Here is a 21334-nt window from a genome sequence, read left to right as displayed (position 1 = left end):
TATCTACTTTGCCCCTGGTTACAGATTCGCTGGTACAGGGCCCAGTAAACTCTTTCTTTTTTTTACAGGCGGTATGATAAAACCTGCAATCCATTATCTCCTTCACCACCAGCTTCACATTTTACAATCCTTGCTAATAGTTCTCTATTTGAGTAAGCCATTAACATTCATCTCCTTAAACGCATAAAACTTTACAGCTTAATAATAAATATAGTGAACTTACAATATTAGTTTATGCATGAATTTTATAAAGGTTCTTATAAATTTGAGTTGACTTAAAATACATATATCATATAGATTTTACACAATGTTTTCACAAACTTAATATTAGAAATATAAACTTAAAGCAAAGTCAAATATACAATTATGTTTATATTAATAACTTAGATATACTAGTTGTTTTTACGGAATGAAATCAATTTAGGATTCGATAGGATTATAGATAATTTAAAACAGTTTTATTTTGATTTTAAAGGTACTTAGGGATGTGACTTATTAGAGGAAAGGAGATTTTGTATATATTGAAGTTGGACAATAATAGAAGTATAATAATAATGTAAGCAGTGTGGGAAATTTTATATTATAATTTCTGTATGGATAAATAATAGTGAAAACTAAGATACATAAAAAATAACGAATCTTTTATATTTTTTTCTTTTAAATTTATCAATCGAGCAAATTGCATAATTATCATTAAAAAAAACTAATGAATATAGTTTTAAAATCTTCAAAGCCATACCATCGAAATATTTTATTCTAAATAGCTAAATTAAGGATAATATTGGCATATGGAATTTTGCCAAGTTAGAGTTATGTAATATCCTCAATCATTAGCTTTTTTATTAAGGAGGCGTATTAATGAAAGTAAGGAAGGCTATAATACCAGCCGCTGGATTAGGAACAAGATTTTTACCAGCTACCAAGGCTCAACCAAAGGAAATGCTTCCTATTGTTGATAAACCTACTATACAATATATTATTGAAGAAGCTGTACATTCTGGTATAGAAGAAATATTGATAATAACAGGCAGAAATAAAAGAGCCATTGAAGACCATTTTGACAGATCAATAGAATTGGAAATTGCTTTGGAAAAGAAGGGCAAAAATGAATTACTGTCCCAGATAAAAGATATTTCAAATATGGTTAATATACATTATATAAGACAAAAGGAGCCAAAGGGGTTAGGGCATGCAATAAATTGTGCAAGAAGTTTTGTGGGAAATGAAGCATTTGCAGTATTACTTGGAGATGATATAGTCTACAGTGAGTACCCATGCTTAAAGCAGTTGATTGATGTATATGATGAATACAAGACCACTATACTGGGCGTACAGAAAGTTTGTAAAAATGATGTTAATAAGTATGGTATAATTGATGGTAAGTTTATTGAGAATGATGTTTATAAAGTGAAAAATTTAGTTGAAAAGCCCCAAATAGAAGAGGCACCTTCGGATATAGCTATATTGGGTAGATATATTATAACGCCTGAAATATTTGATATACTAGAGAATACTAAGCCTGGAGCAGGTGGAGAAATACAGCTGACAGATGCTTTAAAAGAATTATCTATAAAGCAGGCAATGTATGCATATATATTTAAAGGTATTAGATATGATGTTGGTAATAAATTAGGTTTTTTACAGGCTACGATAGAGTTTGCCCTAAGAAGGGAAGATTTGAAAGAAAATTTTAAGAAATATTTATCTGGATTATTACAGGACTAATTATTATAATATTTAAAGGTAATTATACAACTTGCTCTTTTAACCAATAAGTTAGTCAAGAAGATGACTAAAAAATGGTATGACATTTGGGGGGGTAAACTATGAAAAAGGTATTAATATTTACTGTTTCAACAGGTGGTGGACATAATCAAGCTGCAAAATCTCTATCTTTTAAATTTCAATCATATGGCTATAATACAATAGTTGTAGATATACTAAAGCTTACCAATAAAGTGATGGAAAAATTATTCGCTGAAGGGTATGAGATATTGTCATGCAATATGCCAAAAGTTTATAGGGGGCTTTATAATTATAGCAATAAACAAAACATAAATGGCAAATTGACAAAATATATATATAGGATTTTTAAAAGAAAAATTTATAAGCTTATATGTGAAGAAAATCCTGATTTAATAATTGGCACTCATCCCTTTATTGTTAATGTTATAAGCAATCTAAAACAAAGGAAAAGGCTTTTCATACCTTTTATTTCAGTAGTAACAGATTTCAAAGCCCATAGCTCATATTTTAGTAAATATGTTGATGCATATATAACTGGAAGCAAATATACAAATATAGGGATGATTAATGAAGGCATACCAGAGGAAAGACTATATTCCTATGGTATACCTATAAGACAAGAGTTCTTATCAAATGATGGCAGTTATGGTAAAAGGGATTATAATGGTTTTACCATACTTTTGATGGGTGGAAGTATGGGTATTAAATCCATTGAGGATGTTCTAGAGGGTTTAGTTAATTGCTATAACAAGTTAAGAATAGTAGTTGTATGTGGAAATAATAAATCTTTAATGGATAAACTAAAATCTCGATATAAATATAGCCCAATAAATAAAGATATAATTATTTATGGTTTTACTGATAATATTCCCAAATTAATGGATGAAGCAGATATTTTGATTTCAAAACCTGGTGGTTTAACGGTTTCTGAAGCAATAGTAAAAAGATTACCTATATTAATACCTTATATGCTCCCAGGACAAGAGGAAGATAATGCAGAGTTTTTGCTGAATTCTGGAATAGCTATGATGGTAAATGATATTGATAGAATTGACAATATTATAGATGATTTAGTAAATAAGCCTGAAATTTTAGAGAAAATGAAGCTGAAGATGGAAGAGATAGCACAGCATTATTCAGTTGATAATATTGTTAAGCTCGGGGAGCGTTTGATTAATAAGTATAGAATTATATATTGTCTTAAAAAAGCAGAATAAAGAACAGTTCCTTTGAACTGTTCTTAGATTGTTGACAAAGTCAACAAGATAGCAGGCTTTTGAGAAAGCTGAAGTTCGAGGCGTGCTGAAAAGGAGCAAGCGGAGCGTATACAGAAATACGTGAGCATTCTCCTTTGAAGCAACAACGAAGAAATTCGGGTTTGTCAACAGCCTGAGAACAGTTCCTTTGAACTGTTCTTTTCAGCTTGCGATAGTTTCTACCATGGATGGTTTAATGTTTTTTTTTATTTGAAAAACTTGCAGAATTAACATTAACAATTTTGAAATACAATATGCAGATTATTTTCCTGACTCTCTCTACTACATTTTGTGTTGAAAAATTCTTTAAATGTATTATGCAATTTCCTCATTTAATAAATTATATTTTGATTATGATGGATATATTGAGTATAATAAACCTAAGAGCTATTATGAAAGGAGAAAAATACATGGAAAGAATTAAAGTTAAATTAGATGTAATAGAGGGTATGTTATATTATTGGCAGGCAACTAGTGAAAAGGAGAAGGTTGGAGAAGGTTTTTTAAATGATATAGCTAATATGCCAGCTATGAAGTTAATATATGATGATGAGTTTAATGAAGAATCAGTGAGGAAAGCTTTAAGTGCTATTTCAAATAGAGAAATGTTTAAGGGGAACAATAAAAAAGAGGGTAGATTTTGGAACAATAATATGTGGATGCTAGAAGACCTAGGCTATACCGATATGATGGTTACTCCTTTAAAAACTTTAAACTTAAGCTCATTGATTGAAAAATCAGAGGCAATAAAGAATAGTTCAAAATATGAAGAAATAGAAGTAATATTTGTGCCAGGACATATATATGTATATAAGATTATTGATAATAAGCTTATAATAAATTTCTTTAGAGTAAAGCCATCGCTATATGATGAAGACACTTTTATTGAGGATAAGGATATAGTAGATTTTATTGAAGAGAAGATAATTGAATTATTAAACTAGGAGGGAGCAGGTTGGAGAATAAAAAAAAGCTATATAGATCGAAGGAAGATGTTAAAATTGCTGGAGTATGCGCAGGAATAGCAGAGTATTTTGATATAGATCCAACTTTGGTAAGATTAGGATGGGTGTTGTTTGTTCTCATGGGAGGGTCGGGAATTTTAGGATATATAATAGCTTGGCTCATATTACCTAAAAGACCTTAAGAGAATGAAAATTTCTTGCAGTCCGTTTTAAGCTACAAGTTATAGCTGAGTTCCAAGTTCCATGTTACAAGTTTTAGGGTCATTCTTTTAGATTTAAAAAACCTTAATTCTTGCTTGTAAAATTTTACTGGTAATAGTTTTAATTTGCCTTCTAGTCCTTTATTTTACTTTATTTCAGTATACAATTTTCAAAAAAGTTTGAATCTAGGTAAATTCAAGCAACAGAGAGTGTATGAAAGCTATTATCAATAAAATATTGGTGCAAATTGTTTTCTTTTAAAACTTAATAGAAAGACCCTAGTACTTGTAATTTGGAATATGGAATTTAGAACTATAACCTTTTTTCACATTCTTATGTTGATTATATTCTCATAAAATGTTAGCATACATCCAGCTGTGGTTCTTTGGGCTAAAGGTAGGGTGCAGCTGGCTATTTTATAGTATCTCGCTTCATTTTCTTTGATATGTTTGAATTTTTTATAGACTTTGATGGCAACTCCTCCATTGAAACGTATATACTCCTCAATAGTATCCAGCATATATGCGTTCCTTGTTGCTTTAAATTTTTCGATATACTGATAAGTTCTTTTTACAAAGGTTTCATATTGTTTGTGATTATCTAGCAGCTTTACATTTGCGTGCTGGGGTATTGTCATATCTTGAATTATATGTAGAGCTGCACCTAAGTAAAACATAGACTTTTTTTCATTATTGTTCAACCATAATTCCTTAGCCTTATTATAGTATTTTACAGCTAAGTCCATGGCACTTTTTCTTCCATAAAGACCTTTCTTTGTATATGGGTTATATAGATGGCAACTGCTTTTAAAGTCTTGATCAGCCCAATATGAACCTTCGTTGATGTGAGATATATTGAGAGCAAAAACTTTAAACACGTCTAGATAATTGTCGTTTTGAATAATTCTTAAAGCCTGTATGTTTATAAATTTGTGGACATTGCAATGGGTATTAATCACCATCTTTTTAAAAGGATTAAGAAAAGTAAAGGCTGACTCAAGAATATTACCATAGGTTTTTTCTATCAGATTCATTATTTGCTCCTCCATTAATAAGGTTTACTTAACATTATTAGCATAATCAAAAAAATAAAAATTATAAACTTTTATATAAATATTGATTTTTTTTGACAGATGATATAAAATTAACATTAATTCGAACAATTGATTGCCAAAAACTTCATAAAGTTCGCCCATATAATTATGGTAATATGGACCATTAGTTTCTACCAGGCTACCGTAAATAGTCTGACTATGGGTGTTTAGTTATCTATTTTGGAACAATTCTATATTATTGGCTTAATTGATTTTATTAAACAATATTTATTAGATTCTAAAATAGAATATTAAACTCCCTTTAAAAAATGGGGGTTTTTGTTTTTGGGATATTTTTTAGTGAAATTTTGGAGTTTGTTTTGGATATCCATGGGAGCATTGGAAAACTTGCAATTAAAGAGCTATTATTCAGATGTTTTTATTAATAGGAGAGGAGGTAATAGATGAAGCTGTTGAAAGATAAAATTTTAAATCAAGGCAAAGTTGTAGACAAGCATATATTAAAGGTTGATAGTTTCTTAAATCATCAATTAGATATTAAATTTCTTAATGAAATAGGAAAAGAATTCAAGGAAATTTTTAAAGATACACACATAAATAAAATCCTTACAATAGAGGCTTCAGGGATAGCTATTGCTTGTATAGCAGCCCAATATTTTAATGTGCCAGTTGTTTTTGCTAAGAAAACAGAGTCAAAGAATCTTGACAAAGAAACATATGAAAGTGAGGTATATTCCTTTACAAAGGGTAAGAACTATAAAATAAGGGTCTCTAAAAAATATATAGAAAAGAATGACAATATATTAGTACTTGATGATTTCTTAGCAAATGGAAGGGCGGTACTTGGACTAAAGGATATTGTTGAACAAGCTGAAGCAAATCTTGTAGGAGTTGGAATTGTAATCGAGAAGGGTTTCCAAGAAGGGGGAACAGTATTACGTAATATGGGTATAAATCTTAAATCATTAGCAATTATTGACTCAATGGAAGAAAATAGAGTCAAATTCAGATGAATAAAATGGGAGGAATAAAAATGTTTAAAAGAATACTTACATTATTATTGACATTAGTTTTGACATTTTCAATATTCACAGGATGTGGGAAGGAAGCTGCAGAAAAGACAGCATCAAAAGGCGACAATGATTTCAAGGTAGGATTTATTTATGTTGGACCAATTGGTGACGGAGGTTGGAGTTATTCACATAATGAAGGAAGATTATATTTAGAAAATGAATTGGGAGTAGAAACTATTTATAGAGAATCTGTGCCAGAAGGGCAAGAGGTTGAAAAGGTTATGAATGATATGATAGACCAAGGTGCAAAGGTTATTTTTGCTACTAGTTTTGGTTACATGGATTATGTTGAAAAGGTTTCAAAGGAACATCCAGAGGTTAAATTCCTACATTGTTCAGGATATAAAACTACAGAAAACATGTCAAACTATTTTGGAAGAATGTATGAACCAAGATATTTGGCGGGTATAGTTGCAGGTTTAAAAACAAAATCTAACAAAATTGGATATGTAGCTGCCTTTGAAATACCAGAAGTAATAAGAGGAATAAATGCATTTACACTTGGAGTTCGTTCTATAAATCCCGATGCCAAGGTTATAGTAAGATGGACCCATACTTGGTATGATCCTGCTAAGGAAAAGGAAGCGGCTAAATCACTTTTAGATGAAGGAGCAGATGTAATAGCACAGCATCAAGATACTGCTGGACCACAACAAGCTGCTGAAGAAGCAGGAGCATATTCAATCGGTTATAATACAGATTCCTTTGACAAGGCTCCTAAGTCTTATATGACAGCACCTATTTGGAATTGGGGACCATATTATGTAGAGCAGGTTAAAGCAGCTATGGAAGGTAATTGGAAAAGCCATAGCTATTGGGGTGGAATGAAGGAACAAATAGTCAAGCTTGCACCGCTTTCTGAAAATGCTCCAGAAAAAGCAACAGAGAAAGTTAAAGAAGCAGAAGAAAAAATCTTAAATGGAAATCTGAATGTATTTACAGGTCCAATTAAGAATCAAGAAGGTAAAATTGTTGTTGAAGAAGGGAAAATACTTACAGATAGTGAGATGCTATCAATGGATTGGTTTGTTGAAGGGGTAGAAGGCAAAATAGAAAAATAAGGTGATAGCATGGAAAAAAATATACTAATAGATATTCAAAATATATCTAAGACCTTTGGGAAAGTAATTGCAAATAAAGATATAAGCCTAAAATTTCATAGTGGAGAAATACATTCTATTCTTGGAGAAAATGGAGCAGGAAAGAGTACTTTAATGAATATGCTGTCAGGGATTTATACCCCTGACAGTGGTTCTATTTTTGTAAAAGGCAAAAGAGTCAAATTTAGTTTGCCTAAGGATTCCATATCCATGGGAATAGGTATGATACATCAACATTTTAAATTAGTAGATGTTTTAACTGCCAAGGAAAATATTATCGCTGGTCAAAAGGGAGGTCTTTTTATAAATGGAAAAAAACTTTCCAAAGAAATAAAAGAGATTTCTCAAAAATATGGTTTAGAGATATCTCCCGATAAAAAGGTCTATAATATGTCTGTTGCTGAAAAGCAGAGATTGGAAATTCTAAAAGTTTTATATAGGGGAGCGGATATACTTATTTTAGATGAACCCACTGCTGTATTAACTCCTCAAGAGACAGAAAAACTCTTTAAAATAATTAGAAAGATGAAGGAGTCTGGATGCTGTGTAATTATTATTACCCATAAATTAAATGAAGTTATGGAAATAAGTGATAAGATTACAGTTCTTAGAAAGGGAGAAGTGATAGCAACGGTAAATAAAGAAGATATGAGTCCCAAGAAATTAGCAGATATGATGGTAGGACGCTCCCTTGATCTATCTATTGAGAGAATAGAAACTAAAGATAAAAAGACGATATTAAAGATAGATAAGCTATCTTGTATGAGTACAGATGCTACTAAAGTCCTTGATAATATTTCTTTTGACATCGAATCAGGGGAAATATTAGGTGTTGCAGGAGTAGCTGGCAGCGGACAGAAGGAGCTTTGTGAAGCTATAGCTGGACTTTACAAAGTTTCAGAAGGTGAAATAATTTATAAAGGGCAAAGCATAGTTGGGAAAAATCCTAGAGACATAATTAAAATGGGAATAAGTATGAGCTTTATTCCAGAAGACAGACTTGGAATGGGATTGATTGCATCTATGGACATAGTGGATAATATGCTTTTAAAGGAATATCAGAATCAAAAAGGTTTTTTACTTAGCAGAAAATCAGCGAAATCAAAGGCATATAAAATCATTGATAAATTGAGTATTGCAACACCTGGTGTAAATCATCCTGTTAGAAAGCTTTCTGGAGGAAATATTCAGAAGGTTCTTTTGGGAAGGGAAATAGAAACTAATCCTAGTTTAATTATTACTGCATACCCTGCTAGAGGTCTTGACATTGGTGCAGCTTATACAGTCTATGATCTTTTAAATGCTCAAAAGAAAAAGGGCGTTGGGATATTATTCATAGGTGAAGACCTTGATGTACTTATGGAGCTTTGTGATAGAATTATTGTTCTGTGTGAAGGAAAAATCACAGGAATAGTAAAAGCTGATACAGTTACAAAGGAAGAACTTGGACTTATGATGGCAGGAGAGAATTTACAAAGGAATGATAACATTGCTTAGAGTACTTAAGAAAACCAATATTAGTAAGACTAAATCTATATTAATTAGATTTGGAGCAATCTTCTTAGCTTTATTTACTTCAACATTATTCATTCATTTTTTAGGACATAATCCAATTAGTGTTTATATTTCAATGTTAGATGGTTGCTTTGGGTCACTGTATAGATTTAAGGAAACTATTATAAAAACAATACCTTTAGTAATAGCTTCATTAGGAATTTTAGTTGCTTTTAAAATGAAGTTTTGGAATATAGGTGGAGAAGGTCAAATATACATGGGAGCATTTTTATCTAGTCTAGTTGCATTAAAGCTTCCACAAGTTCCAAAGCCAATGCTTCTTATGCTAATGGTTGTTGCAGGAATAATAGGTGGAGGAATATGGGCACTGATACCAGCCCTGTTTAAAGCAAAATATGGAACAAATGAGACCCTATTTACATTGATGATGAACTACATTGCAATAAAATGGATAACATATCTTCAATTTGGACCATGGAAGGACCCAAATGCTTTAGGTTTTCCTAAGATACCTAATTTTTCTGATAATGCCATATTGCCAAGGCTTTTTGGTGTCCATATTGGATGGATTTTTGCAATAATATTAGTTATTCTTACCTATGTTTTTATACATCACACTAAAAAAGGTTATGAAATTAGTGTTATAGGTGAAAGTGAAAATACTGGTCGCTATGCTGGAATGAATGTTAAAAAGATTATCATAACAGCTATGCTTATTAGTGGAGGATTGTGTGGGTTAACTGGAATGATACAAGCCTCTGCTGTAAATAATACTTTATCAGTTGAATTATCGGGAGGTATAGGGTACACAGCAATTATTGTTACATGGCTGTCAAATCTTAGTGCTCCATTAATACTTCTAGTTTCATTCTTGTTTGCAATCTTAATTCAGGGCGGAGCGTATATACAGACAGCCTTCCAAATACCTCAGTCAGCTGCCCAAATATTGCAAGGAATGATTCTTATGTTTGTACTAGGAAGTGAGTTTTTTGTAAATTATAAATTAGTATTAGATAGGGAAATACTAACTTATGGTAAAGATATTAGGAAAGGGGTGTAGATAGATGGATATAGTTTCTTTTTTAAATGCTGCGATTCAATCTGGTACGCCCCTATTATTTGCAACCTTAGGAGAGATTATTACTGAAAAATCGGGAAATCTTAATTTAGGTGTTGAGGGAATGATGTTAGTAGGTGCTGTTGTAGGGTTTCAATGTGGCTTAACAACATCAAGTCCTATTTTATCTTTGTTTGGAGCTGCCGCAGCAGGAGCCCTTACAGCCCTAATTTTTGCCTTTTTAACTGTTACGTTGAAAGCAAATCAAGTAGTTACTGGATTATCATTAACTATATTGGGAACTGGCTTCTCAAGCTTTGCTGGAAAAGTATTGGTAGGAGAAATTGTTCCCGATACTATAAAGGAGTTTTTTAAACCCTTAGAAATCCCTGGAATAAATAAGATTCCTTATATTGGTGGGATACTTTTTAATCATAATCTATTTGTTTATTTTGGATATGTTACTGCCATTGTTCTGGGAATTTATTTATATCATACTAGAAAGGGATTAAATCTTAGGATGGTTGGTGAAAACCCTTCTGCTGCAGATGCAAGTGGTATAAATGTTGATTTTTACAAATATATTCACATTTTAGCAGGTGGAGCTTTATGTGGACTTGCTGGTGCTTATCTTTCGCTGGTTTATATACCAGCTTGGCAGGAAAATGTTACTGCTGGAAGAGGATGGATAGCCGTTGCATTGGTAATATTCTGTACTTGGAGTCCCTATAAAGCATTGATTGGTTCATACTTTTTTGGGGGACTTGATATTATAGGTTTTAGACTACAAAAATATGATATTAAGATTTCTCAATATATAATTGATATGCTTCCTTATGTTGTTACAATATTAGTATTGGTTCTTGTATCCACAAAGAAGAGTAAGGAACATATGGCTCCAAAGGGATTAGCAGATCCATATTTTAGAGAAGAAAGATAAAAAAGCTTTGATTTAAGTTTTAAACACTTAAATCAAAGCTTTTTTTGTATTCTAATCAAAGATTATCTTTGCTGCTCCACTTTGCTCCATTATTTCACGGATATGGGATGCTTTATTTTTTGGTATTTCAACTGATACTAATATGCCTTTATCAGCCTCTTTAGGTAAATCATTACTTAATGTTGATAAGCTAGAAAGACTATCAGCTTCACTTTTTATATATACTTTATCAAGAGCTGAATTTCTACTGTTAGTTTTAGGCTTATCTGAAATAACGAGATCATTTCTATCTATACCAACATTCCTTAAGCTGTCGACTAAACCTCCGATTTGATTTTCTTTTTCAAAGATACCTATTATTCGCATTAGAATTAACCTCCTTTAAAGTTTATAGATATTTTTATCATATATAATTTCAAATATTCAAGAAAAAATAGTTATTGGCATTTGACAATAACAAAAAATGGAGTATAATATAATTAGCATATGCCAAATAGGAGGTTGTAGATAAATGTTTGAAAAAGAAAAAACAAACGAAAAAAGTAATATTAAAAAAGTCATTGCAATTATGAGTGGTAAAGGAGGCGTTGGAAAATCTTCGATTACTTCTTTGGTTGCAACAGCTCTACAAGAAAAGGGAAAGAAAGTAGGAATAATGGATGCAGATATTACTGGTCCAAGTATTCCAAAGGTTTTTGGAATAAATGATAAAAGAGCTAAAGGAAATGATTCTGGAATAAATCCAGTAATTACTCATACTGGAATAAAGGTTATATCATTAAATTTATTAATCGATAAGGAAGATTCTCCAGTAGTTTGGAGAGGTCCTCTATTGGCAAATACTGTAAAACAATTTTACACTGAAGTGAATTGGGGAGATTTAGATTACTTGCTTATTGACCTCCCTCCAGGAACAGGTGATGTGTCATTAACGACTATGCAATCATTACCTTTAGATGGTATAATTGTAGTTTCTTCACCACAGGATTTAGTTAAGCTTATTGTTAAAAAATCTTTAAACATGGCAAAGATGATGAATACTCCAATTCTAGGCATAATTGAAAACATGAGTTATTTCAACTGTCCAGAATGTGGTAAGAAAATAAATATATTTGGTGAGAGTAAAGTTCAAGAAATAGCAGAGGAAATGGGCATAGATTATATAGCTAGTATTCCTATTGACCCTGAATTTGTGCAACTTAGTGATGAAGGTAAAATTGAATTATATGGGAAAATTAATTTTAAGCTAATGGAAGAACTATCAAATAGCATTTTTTCAAGGGTAGGGGTGATGGAATAATGAAAATTTGTATAACTAGTACACAGGACAATAAAGATTCTTTAGTGGATTTAAGATTTGGTCGCTGTCAATACTTCGCTATTTATGATGATGAAGCCAAGGAATTTGACTTTATTCCAAACCCAGGGATAAAATCCATGCAGGGAGCAGGCATTACAGCTGCTCAAGAAATCATAAACATGAAAATAGATGTTGTTATAACTGGAAAGCTGGGACCTAATGCAATGAAGTTACTTAAGGGTTCGGATATTAAAATATATAGCTTAGAAAAAGCAACTATCCAAGAGGCTGTTAAATCATTTAAAGAAAATAATCTAACAGAGGTTACAAGTTCAGTACCTGCACATTTTGGTATGGGAGGACGTTCATAGAAGGGAATGAATATATATAGATGAAAATATCAATTTTAAGTGGCAAAGGAGGAACAGGAAAAACAACTGTAGCAACAAACCTTGCAAAAACATTGGGTTATATGTATGTAGATTGTGATGTTGAAGAACCTAATGGATTTATTTTTTTAAAACCAAAGATTATAAAGGATAATGAAGTTAAAGTTTTAGTACCTACTATAGACTATGATAAATGTACCTTATGTGGAAAGTGTGTAAAGGCATGTCAATTTAATGCTATAGCCAATACAGGAAAAGATATAATGATATTTGAAAAGTTATGTCATAGCTGTGGAACCTGTGTTTTAGTATGTTCTCAGGATGCTATTGTAGAAAAAAGTAGAACAATTGGCAAAATAGATATTGGTGAAACAGCGGAAATTAAATGTATACGAGGATTATTAACTGTTGGTGAACCAATGGCAGGACCTATAATAAGTCAAATAAAGGGTATGATCGATGATAAAGACGTTTTAATAGATTGTGCACCTGGAAGTTCATGTAATGTAGTTAAGGCTATTATAGATACAGATTATGCTATTTTAGTTACAGAGCCTACAAAGTTTGGTTTGCATGATTTACATATAGCAACCCAACTTGTAAGAAAAATGGGAATACCCTTTGGAGTTATAATCAATAGAAGTGATGAGTATGTAAATCTCATAACTGATTATTGTAAAGATAATAATATAACAATATTGGGACAAATACCATTTGATAAAAAAATAGCTAACTTGTATTCAAAGGGAAAACTTTTAGTTGAAGATAATGAATATAGGAGCATGTTCTTAGAAATTGCACAGAAGCTTAAGGGGGTGGTTCTGTGCAGTTAGTAGTAATAAGCGGCAAAGGAGGAACAGGAAAGACAACCATAGCATCTTCTTTAATAAATCTAAGTAAGAGTAAAATCAAGGTGGATTGTGATGTAGATGCTTCAAATCTACATTTGATTATAAATGGAACTGATATACAAGAAGATAGATTTATTGGAGCTAAGCTGGCAAAAATTGATATAGATAAATGTAAAAGATGTTCAAAATGTATGGATGTTTGCAGGTTTAATGCGATAAAAAATTTTGTTGTTGATGAATTACTTTGTGAGGGTTGTGGTGCCTGCAAAATTGCATGTCAATATGATGCTATCTATTTAGAAGATGAAGTTACTGGAAAAACTATAATAACTGAAGATAGTCTTGGAATCTTGTCTAGAGCTGATATGGAGATAGGTGCTGAGGGGTCTGGCAGGTTGGTTACTGAAGTAAGAAAAAAAGCAATGAAATTTCAAAAAAATGATGAGCTTATTATCTTAGATGGATCGCCAGGTATAGGCTGTGCTGTCATGGCATCAATAACTGGATGTGATATTGCTCTGATTGTAACTGAGCCTACTCAGTCGGGATTAGAAGATTTCATGAGAGTTCTTTCAGTTTGTAAATTTTTTGGGGTTAAACCAATGGTTTGCATAAATAAATTTGATATAAATAAAGAAATAAGTGGTGAGATAGAAAGTTTTTGTAATAAAGAAGCTGTTGATTTGGTTGGAAAAATTCCCTTTGATGAGCATGTGAAAAAATCAGTTAATGATATGAAACCATTAGTTTTATATGATAGTCCAGCAGCTGAGGAAATAAAAAAAATGTGGATAAAAATAAAGAAGTATTATGTTTAAAAAATATTAAGGAGGTAAATTGATATGAAAATAGCAATAGCTAGAGATGGTAACTATGTGTCTGAGCATTTTGGACATTGTGAAGGATTTGAAATAGCAGAGGTAGAGGATAAAAATATTTTAAAGAGGGAGTTCTTGCCTAATCCAGGACACAAACCAGGTTTTTTACCTAAATATTTATCTGAAAAAAATGTAAATGTAATTATTGCTGGAGGAATGGGTGCTACAGCTCAAGAATTGTTTACTAGAAATAATATTGAAGTAATAGTAGGAGCAAGAGGAGAATTAGATGCTATTATAAAGGATTATGTCGATGGCAACTTAAAATCAACAAATGCAGTTTGTAGAGAGCATCAGCATGAAGGACATTGTCACGGTTAAAGCAGAATGTTAATACATTCTGCTTTAATTTTAATATGCGGCTATTGACGCCTTTATGTAAAGGGTGATATTAATTGGATGACAAGATAAAAAGAATAGAAGAGATATTAAAAAAAAGAGGATATAAGGTTACAAGTCAACGAAAGAAAATCATAGAAATATTTACTGGAAATATAAACAAACATTTAAAGATAGAAGAAATATATGATATAGTTAGAGTAAATATAAGCTTACCAACCGTTTATAGAACTATAGAATTATTAAAGAAATTTGGTATAATTAAAGAAATAATAATTGATGAAGCAAGATATTACGAGTTGAAAATTTTCAGTGAAAAATGTTTGCATGTACATTTGAAGTGTTTAGAATGTGGTAAAATATTTGACTATGATGATCAAAAGTTAATTATAAAGCTTTTAGATGAAAAGGACGAAATAGAAAAGAGATATGATTTCATAGTAAATAATATATCTATTATTTTTAATGGACTTTGCAAAAAATGTAGGAGGTGAGTTTTTGCCAAGACCTGTTAAACCAAGGAAAATTTCCTTTGTTCCTCAAAATAAATATTTCATACCTGCTTATAAACCTAAATGCGAATTGGAAGTGGTATTATTAAAGCTTGAGGAGCTTGAAGCAATGAGATTGAAGGATATCGAAAAGTTTAGTCAGGAAGAATGTGCTGCAAGAATGAATGTTTCTAGACAGACCTTCCAACTTATTATTGATGAAGCTAGAAAAAAGGTAGCTGAAGCTTTAACAGAAGGCAAGGCCATAAGCATTGAGGGTGGTAATTATACCTTTAATATATGTAAATATAGATGTGAGAATTGTGGACATATATTTAGCGAAGCCTATGAAAAAGATATTCACAAGTGTCCAGAATGTGAATCTTCAGAAGTAATTTGCATAGATAAAAGCAATTTTTGTAAAAGGCGTTGCAAAAGAAAAGGAGGTTGTATTAATTACTAATTTGAGTTAATATAATCTCTTTTTTTTTACTAGATTTAAAGTGAAGGCTCTTATTTTTTTAAGTCCATGAAAAATGACCCTAGTTCTTAATCTCAATCTTAACCTTAATTTATATTATCCACCCTAAAGGGAGTCGTATCTAATAATACATCATCAGACGCCTTTATTCCTATATCAATTCAGCAGAATCTATTCCTTCTAGATTCAATAAAGCAGTTATGACTTCGCAACTATTCATTCCTCTAGGAGTTTTTAAAATTAGTATAACTGCAATGCTTTCATCATCAATGGGGGTTAATGTTATATTATTTATTGAGACATTCATTTTTCCGAGTATAGTTCCGATTTTTCCTATTTGACCAGGTTTATTTATTGTTATAATCTTTAAATTGATTTGATTATTTCTTTTACTAACATATGCTTCGAATTTTGAAAAGAAAAATAATATAATGAAAACAAAACAAGTAGAAATAATAGCCCCTGTATAAAAACCACTACCAATTGCTAAACCTATACATGCAACAGCCCAAAGACTTGCAGCAGTAGTTAATCCCTTTACACTTAAGCCTTCTCTTAAGATGGTTCCTGCTCCAAGAAAACCTATACCACTTATGACCTGTGCGCCTAATCTAGCAGGATCCAAATTTGTTAGTCCCTTATAGATATCAAATAAAAATATTCCAGTCAACATAACTAATGTGGAACCCATACATACTAGGATATGGGTTCTAAAGCCTGCTGGTCTATTAACGCTCTCCCTTTCCATACCTATTAGACCACCTAAAAAGCAAGCAAGAATTATTCTTATAAAAACATCTTCAATTGGAATCATAATATCAACTCTCTTTCTATGAATATAGAATATTTTAACCTACCAAGCTAGTTCCTATAGTGGGAGTTTTAATATTTCCTTTTCGTTTATGCAATAAATGTGGTATTAATATACATTTTAATATATTATATAAAATAATTCAAAAAAAGTGTTTTGAATTGATAAAATGGGTATTAATATAATGTGAAATTTCTTAGAAATTTCCAGCAAATAATTGTCTATTATGTATATTAAATTAGTTCTATAATTATATAGAATATGGTGATTTATATGGTAAAAGTCAATAAAGTGTACATACTAACTATGTGAATCTAATATATAAATTGCCATAAATATTTACTGTATATGAAAAAAGGAGGAGAAAAATGGTATCTGAAAGATTATTTAAAGAGTTAAATGAACAAATGAATTTTGAGTTTGAATCAGCTAATATCTACTTAGCTATGGCAGCTTATTGTGCATCAATCGATCTAGATGGTTTTGAAAACTTTTTCTTGGTACAAAATGAAGAAGAAAGATTTCATGCTATGAAATTTTATAATTATATTAATGAGGTTGATGGTAGGGCAATATTTTCTGCCTATGCTGAGCCTAAAAACGAGTTTAGCTCATTGTTAGAAGCCTTAGAGATGGCCTTAAAGCATGAAAAGGTGGTTACAGAAAGAATATATAAGCTTATGGATTTAGCTCAAGAAGAAAAAGAATATGCAACTATTAGTTTTTTGAAATGGTTTATTGACGAGCAAGTAGAAGAAATGAGTATGTTTAAGAAGCTTATCCAAAAAGTTAAGATGATAGATAAAAATACAAACGGTTTAATGGCCCTTGATAAAGAGTTAACTCAAAGAACCTTTACTCCACCAGCAGATGCAAATGAATAAGATAATAAAAGAAGCTTAGCCTCTTGGCTAGGCTTTTTTTAGTTTAAAGGGTATAAAGGACAATTGATCTGACGAAAATAGTAATTATAATTGTAAAAAAAGCTTTTGAATATATAGCGAAGGGATGGCATGTTATAATGAGAGTTCCTAAACATATAGGTATTATTCCAGATGGAAATAGACGATGGGCAGTGAATGTGGGGCTATCTAAGGAAAAGGGTTATGATTATGGTCTAAGGCCAGGACTCGATATGTTTAGATTATGTAAGGAAGCAGGGGTACAAGAGATAACTTACTATGGTTTTACTACCGATAATACAAAGCGACCTAAGGAGCAGACTAAAGCCTTTACAAAAGCATGTATAAAAGCAGTTGAGATGCTTTCAAATGAAGATGCCTCTTTATTGGTGGTAGGAAATATAAATTCCCCTAAATTCCCCAAGGAATTAAAACATTATACAAAAAGAAGAAAATTTGGCGAAGGCGATATTAAGGTTAACTTTCTTGTAAATTATGGATGGCATTGGGATTTAGAGAATTTGTTCTCATATAGCCAAGGAGGAAGAAAAAGTAAGGCAAATATAATGGAGCATATATATACATCTGACATAAGCAGAGTTGATTTAATAATACGATGGGGTGGAAGAAGGAGATTAAGCGGCTTTTTGCCTGTTCAATCCATATATGCAGATTTCTATGTTATAGACGATTTATGGCCAGATTTCAAACCAGAGCATTTCCATGAAGCACTTAAATGGTATGATAGTCAAGATATAACCCTAGGAGGGTAGAATGTAGGTTGAAAGAAATAGGTCATTCTCTAAGTATAAAAATAAATGCTTGATTAAGCGTGGAATTGCTATATAAGCGCCAGATATATTAAGATATTGTAGATATTAAGAGAATGACCTAAAAGCCTTCAAACCATAATAACAAGCTATTAAAGACACCTTATTCTATGATAGTTAAAACCTCATCTACGGGTTTTCGTTTTGGGCTTTTTAATTCAGATTCTTCAGGAACACCTAAAGGTGTCAAAGCAGCTAAGAAGAAACCTTCCTTATTAAAGCCTACATATTCTTCAATTTCTTTGCTTGCATAGTTTGGACCTGTCATCCAGCAGCCTCCATATCCCATATTTGCTGCAGCAAGCAATAGATTTTCCATCGCAGCAGCAATGTTTTGTATTCCAGCAGATGGTCTGAGCAAACGATGAATTTCTTCCTTTGAAGCTCCTTTTTCTTTAAGAAATTCTAAACCAGTTGAGGGATATGGTCCAGCATATACCAATACTAAAACAGGAGCATTTCTAAAGACAGTATGATATTTTACATATTTTGTAAAATTCTTTTTTAAATCTTCGTCGCTAGTATAGCTTGCTAATTCAGCATTTTTTCTTTCTACTATCTTTGCAATTTCTTCTATTTTTTCCTTGTTTTTAATAACAACAAAATGCCAGTTCTGAAGATTCTTGCCTGAAGGAGCATATGTAGCTGCCTTTATTAATTCCCTTATATCCTCGTTTGGAATTTCTACATTTTTAAATTTTCTTATGCTATGTCTCTTGTAAATAAACTCTAATTTTTTCAATGCAAAACCTCCTATAATAATAATCTTCATATTTATTATACCCTATTATAGGTATTCCAGTAAAACAGTTAATTTATACATATCAAAAATCCTTAAAAGCTCTGGATATTTTGATATATATAAATTAAGTTTTACCATATAAATCCTATATAGACGTTAAATACTTTGTTGTATTAAAAAGCTTTAGATTCTATAACATATAAATCAAATAAGTATAGAAATCTAAAGCTTTATAGGATGCCCCTTAATTATGCAATTTCTTTATTGTTTTTGTTAGATTCATCAGTGACTTTTTCCATCGTTATGCCAGTATATGCATAGAATATTGAAACCAGTGGATTTAACAGGTTGAGGAAGGCATATGGTAAATAAGCAAATGGGTGGACACCTAAGGTTTTCCACATGAAGCTACCACATGTATTCCAAGGCACTAATGGTGATGTTAAAGTACCTGAATCTTCAAGGACCCTTGATAAATTCTTTGGATGTAAGCCCTTTTTGTCATAAATATCTTTATACATTCTACCAGGTATTACGATTGATAAATATTGATCACCTGCAATTAAATTCATAGCAATTGAAGTAAGAATTGTTGACAATACTATTGAACCTGTACTTTTTGCATATTTTAGTATTTGTTCAGCGATAGCATTAAGCATACCTGATTTTTCCATGATGCCACCGAAGGCCATGGCACATAAAATCAAGGATACTGTCCACATCATACTATCTAACCCACCACGGGATAATAGTCCATCAATAGCTTCAATTCCAGTTTCGGATTTAAAGCCATAGTGAGCTGCTTCTATGATTTTTGACATTCCAGCACCTTGAAAAATAAAGGCAAATATTCCACCGATAACAGTTCCACCAATTAGTCCAGGAATAGCAGGTATTTTTAGGATTACCATACCTATAACAAGTATCGGAGGTATTAGAAGTAATGGTGATATAGAGAATTGTCCTTTTAGACCGTCTAGAATTACATTTATTGAAGCTGTATCCATATTGTTAGCCGAATATTTAAAACCTAATATACCAAATAATATAAGGGATATAATCAAACTAGGACCAGTAGTATAAATCATATGTCTTATATGATCAAATAAATCAGATCCTGCCATCGATGGGGCAAGGTTTGTTGTATCAGAAAGCGGTGACATTTTATCTCCGAAATATGCCCCTGAAACAATTGCCCCTGCAACAATTTCAATAGGTATTTGTAGACCTTGTCCAATACCTATAAGAGCAATACCAACAGTTCCAGCAGTAGTCCATGAACTGCCAGTAGCTAAAGAAACTACCGCACATATTAATGTAGTAGCAACTAAGAATATGCCAGGAGATAATATTTGTAATCCATAATATATCATTGTAGGAACTACTCCAGAAAGTATCCAAGTACCTATAATCATTCCAATAATCATAAGAATTAAAATTGCGGACATTGACATTTTAATTGTTTCTATTACACCATTTTCAAGTTCTTTCCATGTGTAACCAGTACGTAAAGCTACAAGTGCTGCCACTCCTGCTGAAGCAAGAATTGGTATATGAGGATCTCCTCCAAATTTTTGTAAAGTAAAGTACAATGCTACAACTAGAAAAACAACTGGAATTAGTGCTTCATAAATTGTTACCCTTCTTTTTTCTTTCAAACTCATAACATTCCTCCTCTTTTATGTCTCTGTCTATACCTATATAAAAATTCCAACCTGTTTTTGATGAAGACAAACAATTTTTTATTTAATAAGTTCTAGATAAAAAAAGGTAGAAGACTTTTATACTTATTTTATAGAAGAATATAAATTAAAATAGATTAGAAAGACAGATTTGGAAAATAATATTTCATATAGTAGTAAGATGAATTGCTAAATAAATTTACATATTAAACAAATTTAACAGGTCTAAAAATTACATAGGTATAGAATTAATTATAACACAAAAGTCGAAAAATAGCAAAAAAAATCAGATTATGTCGAAATTTCAGAAACTTAAAGCCGTCTAACCCTTAATATTCAGATTTGATAATGAAAGAATTAGAAAAAATATTCTATGAAAAATAGTTAATCCTGAATTATTCATAACTCAATGAATTATGATGAAAATTAATGTTAAAAGGTAAAATCTTATATCTGAAGTTCTGGTTTCATTAACAATAGAACCAAAGATTATAATTTTAATAAGATACCAACTCAAAATCTTATGTTGTAACCTAAAAAAGAGCAGACTAATCCCTTGGTTATTGCTTTAAGGTTTTCAAATTTGATTTTATAAATTATGCAAAAGTAATATTATCAATGTTTTTCATAATTATTTGAAATTTGTCTTTATAAGGATAACTACTACTCATTCTAAAAGTAGTCTTTCTTCCAGATTTAATATATCTACATGCAATTTTGATAAACAATGA

General features: G+C 31.2%; 23 protein-coding genes and 1 riboswitch. Of the genes, 18 read left to right on the top strand and 5 right to left on the bottom strand.

Translation table 11 applies throughout. From position 1 onward, the window contains the following. The first annotated feature begins 858 nt into the window (after positions 1–858). The 4 genes from galU (at position 859) to BUB36_RS15545 (ending at position 4149) form a co-directional block, all read left to right on the top strand. The gene (gene galU / locus BUB36_RS15560) at positions 859–1725 is read left to right on the top strand and encodes a UTP--glucose-1-phosphate uridylyltransferase GalU (RefSeq protein ID WP_073152343.1); all 867 of its coding nucleotides are present in this window, start codon (positions 859–861) and stop codon (positions 1723–1725) included. Positions 1726–1826: 101 nt separating this feature from the next. Further along, positions 1827–2963: an MGDG synthase family glycosyltransferase gene (locus BUB36_RS15555; RefSeq protein WP_073152340.1), complete on the top strand. Its 1137-nt coding sequence runs from the start codon at positions 1827–1829 to the stop codon at positions 2961–2963. A gap of 449 nt (positions 2964–3412) precedes the next feature. Further along, entirely contained in the window at positions 3413–3946 is a 534-nt protein-coding gene (locus BUB36_RS15550) for a TDE2712 family protein (RefSeq protein ID WP_073152338.1), read from the top strand. Positions 3947–3957: 11 nt separating this feature from the next. Beyond that, complete coding sequence (locus tag BUB36_RS15545) at positions 3958–4149, top strand: PspC domain-containing protein (protein WP_073152336.1); 192 nt, start codon at positions 3958–3960, stop codon at positions 4147–4149. A gap of 344 nt (positions 4150–4493) precedes the next feature. Here the strand turns inward: BUB36_RS15545 and BUB36_RS15540 are convergent, their stop codons facing one another. After that, a complete protein-coding gene (locus BUB36_RS15540) occupies positions 4494–5201 on the bottom strand; it encodes a zinc dependent phospholipase C family protein (RefSeq protein WP_073152333.1) in 708 nt (235 codons plus the stop codon). A 138-nt stretch (positions 5202–5339) separates the two neighbouring features. Further along, a riboswitch (purine riboswitch) is annotated at positions 5340–5441 on the top strand. A 224-nt stretch (positions 5442–5665) separates the two neighbouring features. Between BUB36_RS15540 and BUB36_RS15535 the strand changes: the two genes are divergently transcribed. Genes BUB36_RS15535 through BUB36_RS15515 form a run of 5 tightly spaced genes read left to right on the top strand, consistent with a single transcriptional unit; the run spans position 5666 to position 10907 of the window. Further along, on the top strand, positions 5666–6235 hold the full coding sequence (locus BUB36_RS15535) for a xanthine phosphoribosyltransferase (RefSeq protein ID WP_073152330.1): 570 nt from the start codon (positions 5666–5668) through the stop codon (positions 6233–6235). Between the two features lie 20 nt (positions 6236–6255). Beyond that, a complete protein-coding gene (locus BUB36_RS15530; protein ID WP_073152327.1) occupies positions 6256–7356 on the top strand; it encodes a BMP family ABC transporter substrate-binding protein in 1101 nt (366 codons plus the stop codon). Between the two features lie 9 nt (positions 7357–7365). Continuing rightward, entirely contained in the window at positions 7366–8892 is a 1527-nt protein-coding gene (locus BUB36_RS15525; RefSeq protein WP_073152324.1) for an ABC transporter ATP-binding protein, read from the top strand. Further along, on the top strand, positions 8876–9970 hold the full coding sequence (locus BUB36_RS15520) for an ABC transporter permease (protein WP_330390519.1): 1095 nt from the start codon (positions 8876–8878) through the stop codon (positions 9968–9970). Before BUB36_RS15525 ends, BUB36_RS15520 begins: the two co-directional genes overlap by 17 nt. A 4-nt stretch (positions 9971–9974) precedes the next feature. Next, positions 9975–10907, top strand: a complete 933-nt coding sequence (locus BUB36_RS15515; RefSeq protein WP_073152321.1) for an ABC transporter permease — start codon at positions 9975–9977, stop codon at positions 10905–10907. Positions 10908–10958: 51 nt separating this feature from the next. Here BUB36_RS15515 and BUB36_RS15510 read toward each other — a convergent pair whose 3' ends face one another. Then, entirely contained in the window at positions 10959–11273 is a 315-nt protein-coding gene (locus BUB36_RS15510) for a hypothetical protein (RefSeq protein WP_073152319.1), read from the bottom strand. Positions 11274–11418: 145 nt separating this feature from the next. On the opposite strand from BUB36_RS15510, the gene BUB36_RS15505 reads away from it, so the two are divergent. The 7 genes from BUB36_RS15505 (at position 11419) to BUB36_RS15475 (ending at position 15618) form a co-directional block, all read left to right on the top strand. Then, positions 11419–12207, top strand: coding sequence for an Mrp/NBP35 family ATP-binding protein (locus tag BUB36_RS15505; protein ID WP_073152316.1), 789 nt, complete (start codon positions 11419–11421; stop codon positions 12205–12207). Then, entirely contained in the window at positions 12207–12578 is a 372-nt protein-coding gene (locus BUB36_RS15500) for a NifB/NifX family molybdenum-iron cluster-binding protein (RefSeq protein WP_073152313.1), read from the top strand. The genes BUB36_RS15505 and BUB36_RS15500 overlap by 1 nt, the downstream gene beginning before the upstream one ends. A 20-nt stretch (positions 12579–12598) precedes the next feature. Further along, the gene (locus BUB36_RS15495) at positions 12599–13429 is read left to right on the top strand and encodes a nucleotide-binding protein (protein ID WP_073152310.1); all 831 of its coding nucleotides are present in this window, start codon (positions 12599–12601) and stop codon (positions 13427–13429) included. Then, on the top strand, positions 13420–14265 hold the full coding sequence (locus tag BUB36_RS15490) for an ATP-binding protein (protein WP_073152307.1): 846 nt from the start codon (positions 13420–13422) through the stop codon (positions 14263–14265). The genes BUB36_RS15495 and BUB36_RS15490 overlap by 10 nt, the downstream gene beginning before the upstream one ends. A gap of 24 nt (positions 14266–14289) precedes the next feature. Beyond that, on the top strand, positions 14290–14646 hold the full coding sequence (locus BUB36_RS15485) for a NifB/NifX family molybdenum-iron cluster-binding protein (protein ID WP_073152304.1): 357 nt from the start codon (positions 14290–14292) through the stop codon (positions 14644–14646). Between the two features lie 74 nt (positions 14647–14720). Then, entirely contained in the window at positions 14721–15158 is a 438-nt protein-coding gene (locus tag BUB36_RS15480) for a Fur family transcriptional regulator (RefSeq protein ID WP_073152301.1), read from the top strand. 4 nt (positions 15159–15162) lie between these two features. Beyond that, positions 15163–15618: a DUF134 domain-containing protein gene (locus BUB36_RS15475; RefSeq protein WP_073152298.1), complete on the top strand. Its 456-nt coding sequence runs from the start codon at positions 15163–15165 to the stop codon at positions 15616–15618. Positions 15619–15787: 169 nt separating this feature from the next. Here BUB36_RS15475 and BUB36_RS15470 read toward each other — a convergent pair whose 3' ends face one another. After that, on the bottom strand, positions 15788–16450 hold the full coding sequence (locus BUB36_RS15470) for an MgtC/SapB family protein (protein WP_073152294.1): 663 nt from the start codon (positions 16448–16450) through the stop codon (positions 15788–15790). A 365-nt stretch (positions 16451–16815) separates the two neighbouring features. On the opposite strand from BUB36_RS15470, the gene BUB36_RS15465 reads away from it, so the two are divergent. Together BUB36_RS15465 and uppS are read left to right on the top strand one after the other, a co-directional pair. Next, a complete protein-coding gene (locus tag BUB36_RS15465) occupies positions 16816–17331 on the top strand; it encodes a ferritin (protein WP_073152291.1) in 516 nt (171 codons plus the stop codon). 137 nt (positions 17332–17468) lie between these two features. After that, positions 17469–18122 (top strand): polyprenyl diphosphate synthase, encoded by a 654-nt coding sequence (uppS, locus tag BUB36_RS15460; RefSeq protein WP_073152288.1) that lies wholly within the window; start codon positions 17469–17471, stop codon positions 18120–18122. A gap of 160 nt (positions 18123–18282) precedes the next feature. On the opposite strand, the gene BUB36_RS15455 is transcribed toward uppS, so the two are convergent. Both BUB36_RS15455 and nhaC read right to left on the bottom strand, forming a co-directional pair. Further along, positions 18283–18921, bottom strand: coding sequence for a nitroreductase family protein (locus BUB36_RS15455; RefSeq protein WP_073152350.1), 639 nt, complete (start codon positions 18919–18921; stop codon positions 18283–18285). A gap of 248 nt (positions 18922–19169) precedes the next feature. Then, positions 19170–20585 carry a Na+/H+ antiporter NhaC gene (gene nhaC, locus BUB36_RS15450; protein ID WP_330390518.1) on the bottom strand — a complete coding sequence of 472 codons (1416 nt, stop codon included), beginning with the start codon at positions 20583–20585 and terminating at the stop codon, positions 19170–19172. Positions 20586–21334: the final 749 nt, after the last annotated feature.

Origin of the sequence: Paramaledivibacter caminithermalis DSM 15212 (genome assembly GCF_900142245.1) — a bacterium.
GTDB lineage: Bacteria > Bacillota > Clostridia > Peptostreptococcales > Caminicellaceae > Paramaledivibacter > Paramaledivibacter caminithermalis.
The sequence above is the reverse complement of the archived record's forward strand: the minus strand, read 5'-3'. Positions and strand labels throughout refer to the sequence as shown.

What these genes read in the sequence shown, in the direction of transcription:
- BUB36_RS15500 (WP_073152313.1), top strand. Translation starts at nt 12,207, where the DNA reads ATGAAAATTTGTATAACTAGTACACAGGACAATAAAGATTCTTTAGTG.
- BUB36_RS15515 (WP_073152321.1), top strand. Translation starts at nt 9,975, where the DNA reads ATGGATATAGTTTCTTTTTTAAATGCTGCGATTCAATCTGGTACGCCC.
- galU (WP_073152343.1), top strand. Translation starts at nt 859, where the DNA reads ATGAAAGTAAGGAAGGCTATAATACCAGCCGCTGGATTAGGAACAAGA.
- BUB36_RS15535 (WP_073152330.1), top strand. Translation starts at nt 5,666, where the DNA reads ATGAAGCTGTTGAAAGATAAAATTTTAAATCAAGGCAAAGTTGTAGAC.
- BUB36_RS15525 (WP_073152324.1), top strand. Translation starts at nt 7,366, where the DNA reads ATGGAAAAAAATATACTAATAGATATTCAAAATATATCTAAGACCTTT.
- BUB36_RS15505 (WP_073152316.1), top strand. Translation starts at nt 11,419, where the DNA reads ATGTTTGAAAAAGAAAAAACAAACGAAAAAAGTAATATTAAAAAAGTC.
- BUB36_RS15540 (WP_073152333.1), bottom strand. Translation starts at nt 5,201, where the DNA reads ATGAATCTGATAGAAAAAACCTATGGTAATATTCTTGAGTCAGCCTTT.
- BUB36_RS15555 (WP_073152340.1), top strand. Translation starts at nt 1,827, where the DNA reads ATGAAAAAGGTATTAATATTTACTGTTTCAACAGGTGGTGGACATAAT.
- BUB36_RS15530 (WP_073152327.1), top strand. Translation starts at nt 6,256, where the DNA reads ATGTTTAAAAGAATACTTACATTATTATTGACATTAGTTTTGACATTT.
- BUB36_RS15550 (WP_073152338.1), top strand. Translation starts at nt 3,413, where the DNA reads ATGGAAAGAATTAAAGTTAAATTAGATGTAATAGAGGGTATGTTATAT.
- BUB36_RS15495 (WP_073152310.1), top strand. Translation starts at nt 12,599, where the DNA reads ATGAAAATATCAATTTTAAGTGGCAAAGGAGGAACAGGAAAAACAACT.
- BUB36_RS15465 (WP_073152291.1), top strand. Translation starts at nt 16,816, where the DNA reads ATGGTATCTGAAAGATTATTTAAAGAGTTAAATGAACAAATGAATTTT.
- BUB36_RS15485 (WP_073152304.1), top strand. Translation starts at nt 14,290, where the DNA reads ATGAAAATAGCAATAGCTAGAGATGGTAACTATGTGTCTGAGCATTTT.
- uppS (WP_073152288.1), top strand. Translation starts at nt 17,469, where the DNA reads ATGAGAGTTCCTAAACATATAGGTATTATTCCAGATGGAAATAGACGA.
- BUB36_RS15510 (WP_073152319.1), bottom strand. Translation starts at nt 11,273, where the DNA reads ATGCGAATAATAGGTATCTTTGAAAAAGAAAATCAAATCGGAGGTTTA.
- BUB36_RS15470 (WP_073152294.1), bottom strand. Translation starts at nt 16,450, where the DNA reads ATGATTCCAATTGAAGATGTTTTTATAAGAATAATTCTTGCTTGCTTT.
- nhaC (WP_330390518.1), bottom strand. Translation starts at nt 20,585, where the DNA reads ATGAGTTTGAAAGAAAAAAGAAGGGTAACAATTTATGAAGCACTAATT.
- BUB36_RS15520 (WP_330390519.1), top strand. Translation starts at nt 8,876, where the DNA reads ATGATAACATTGCTTAGAGTACTTAAGAAAACCAATATTAGTAAGACT.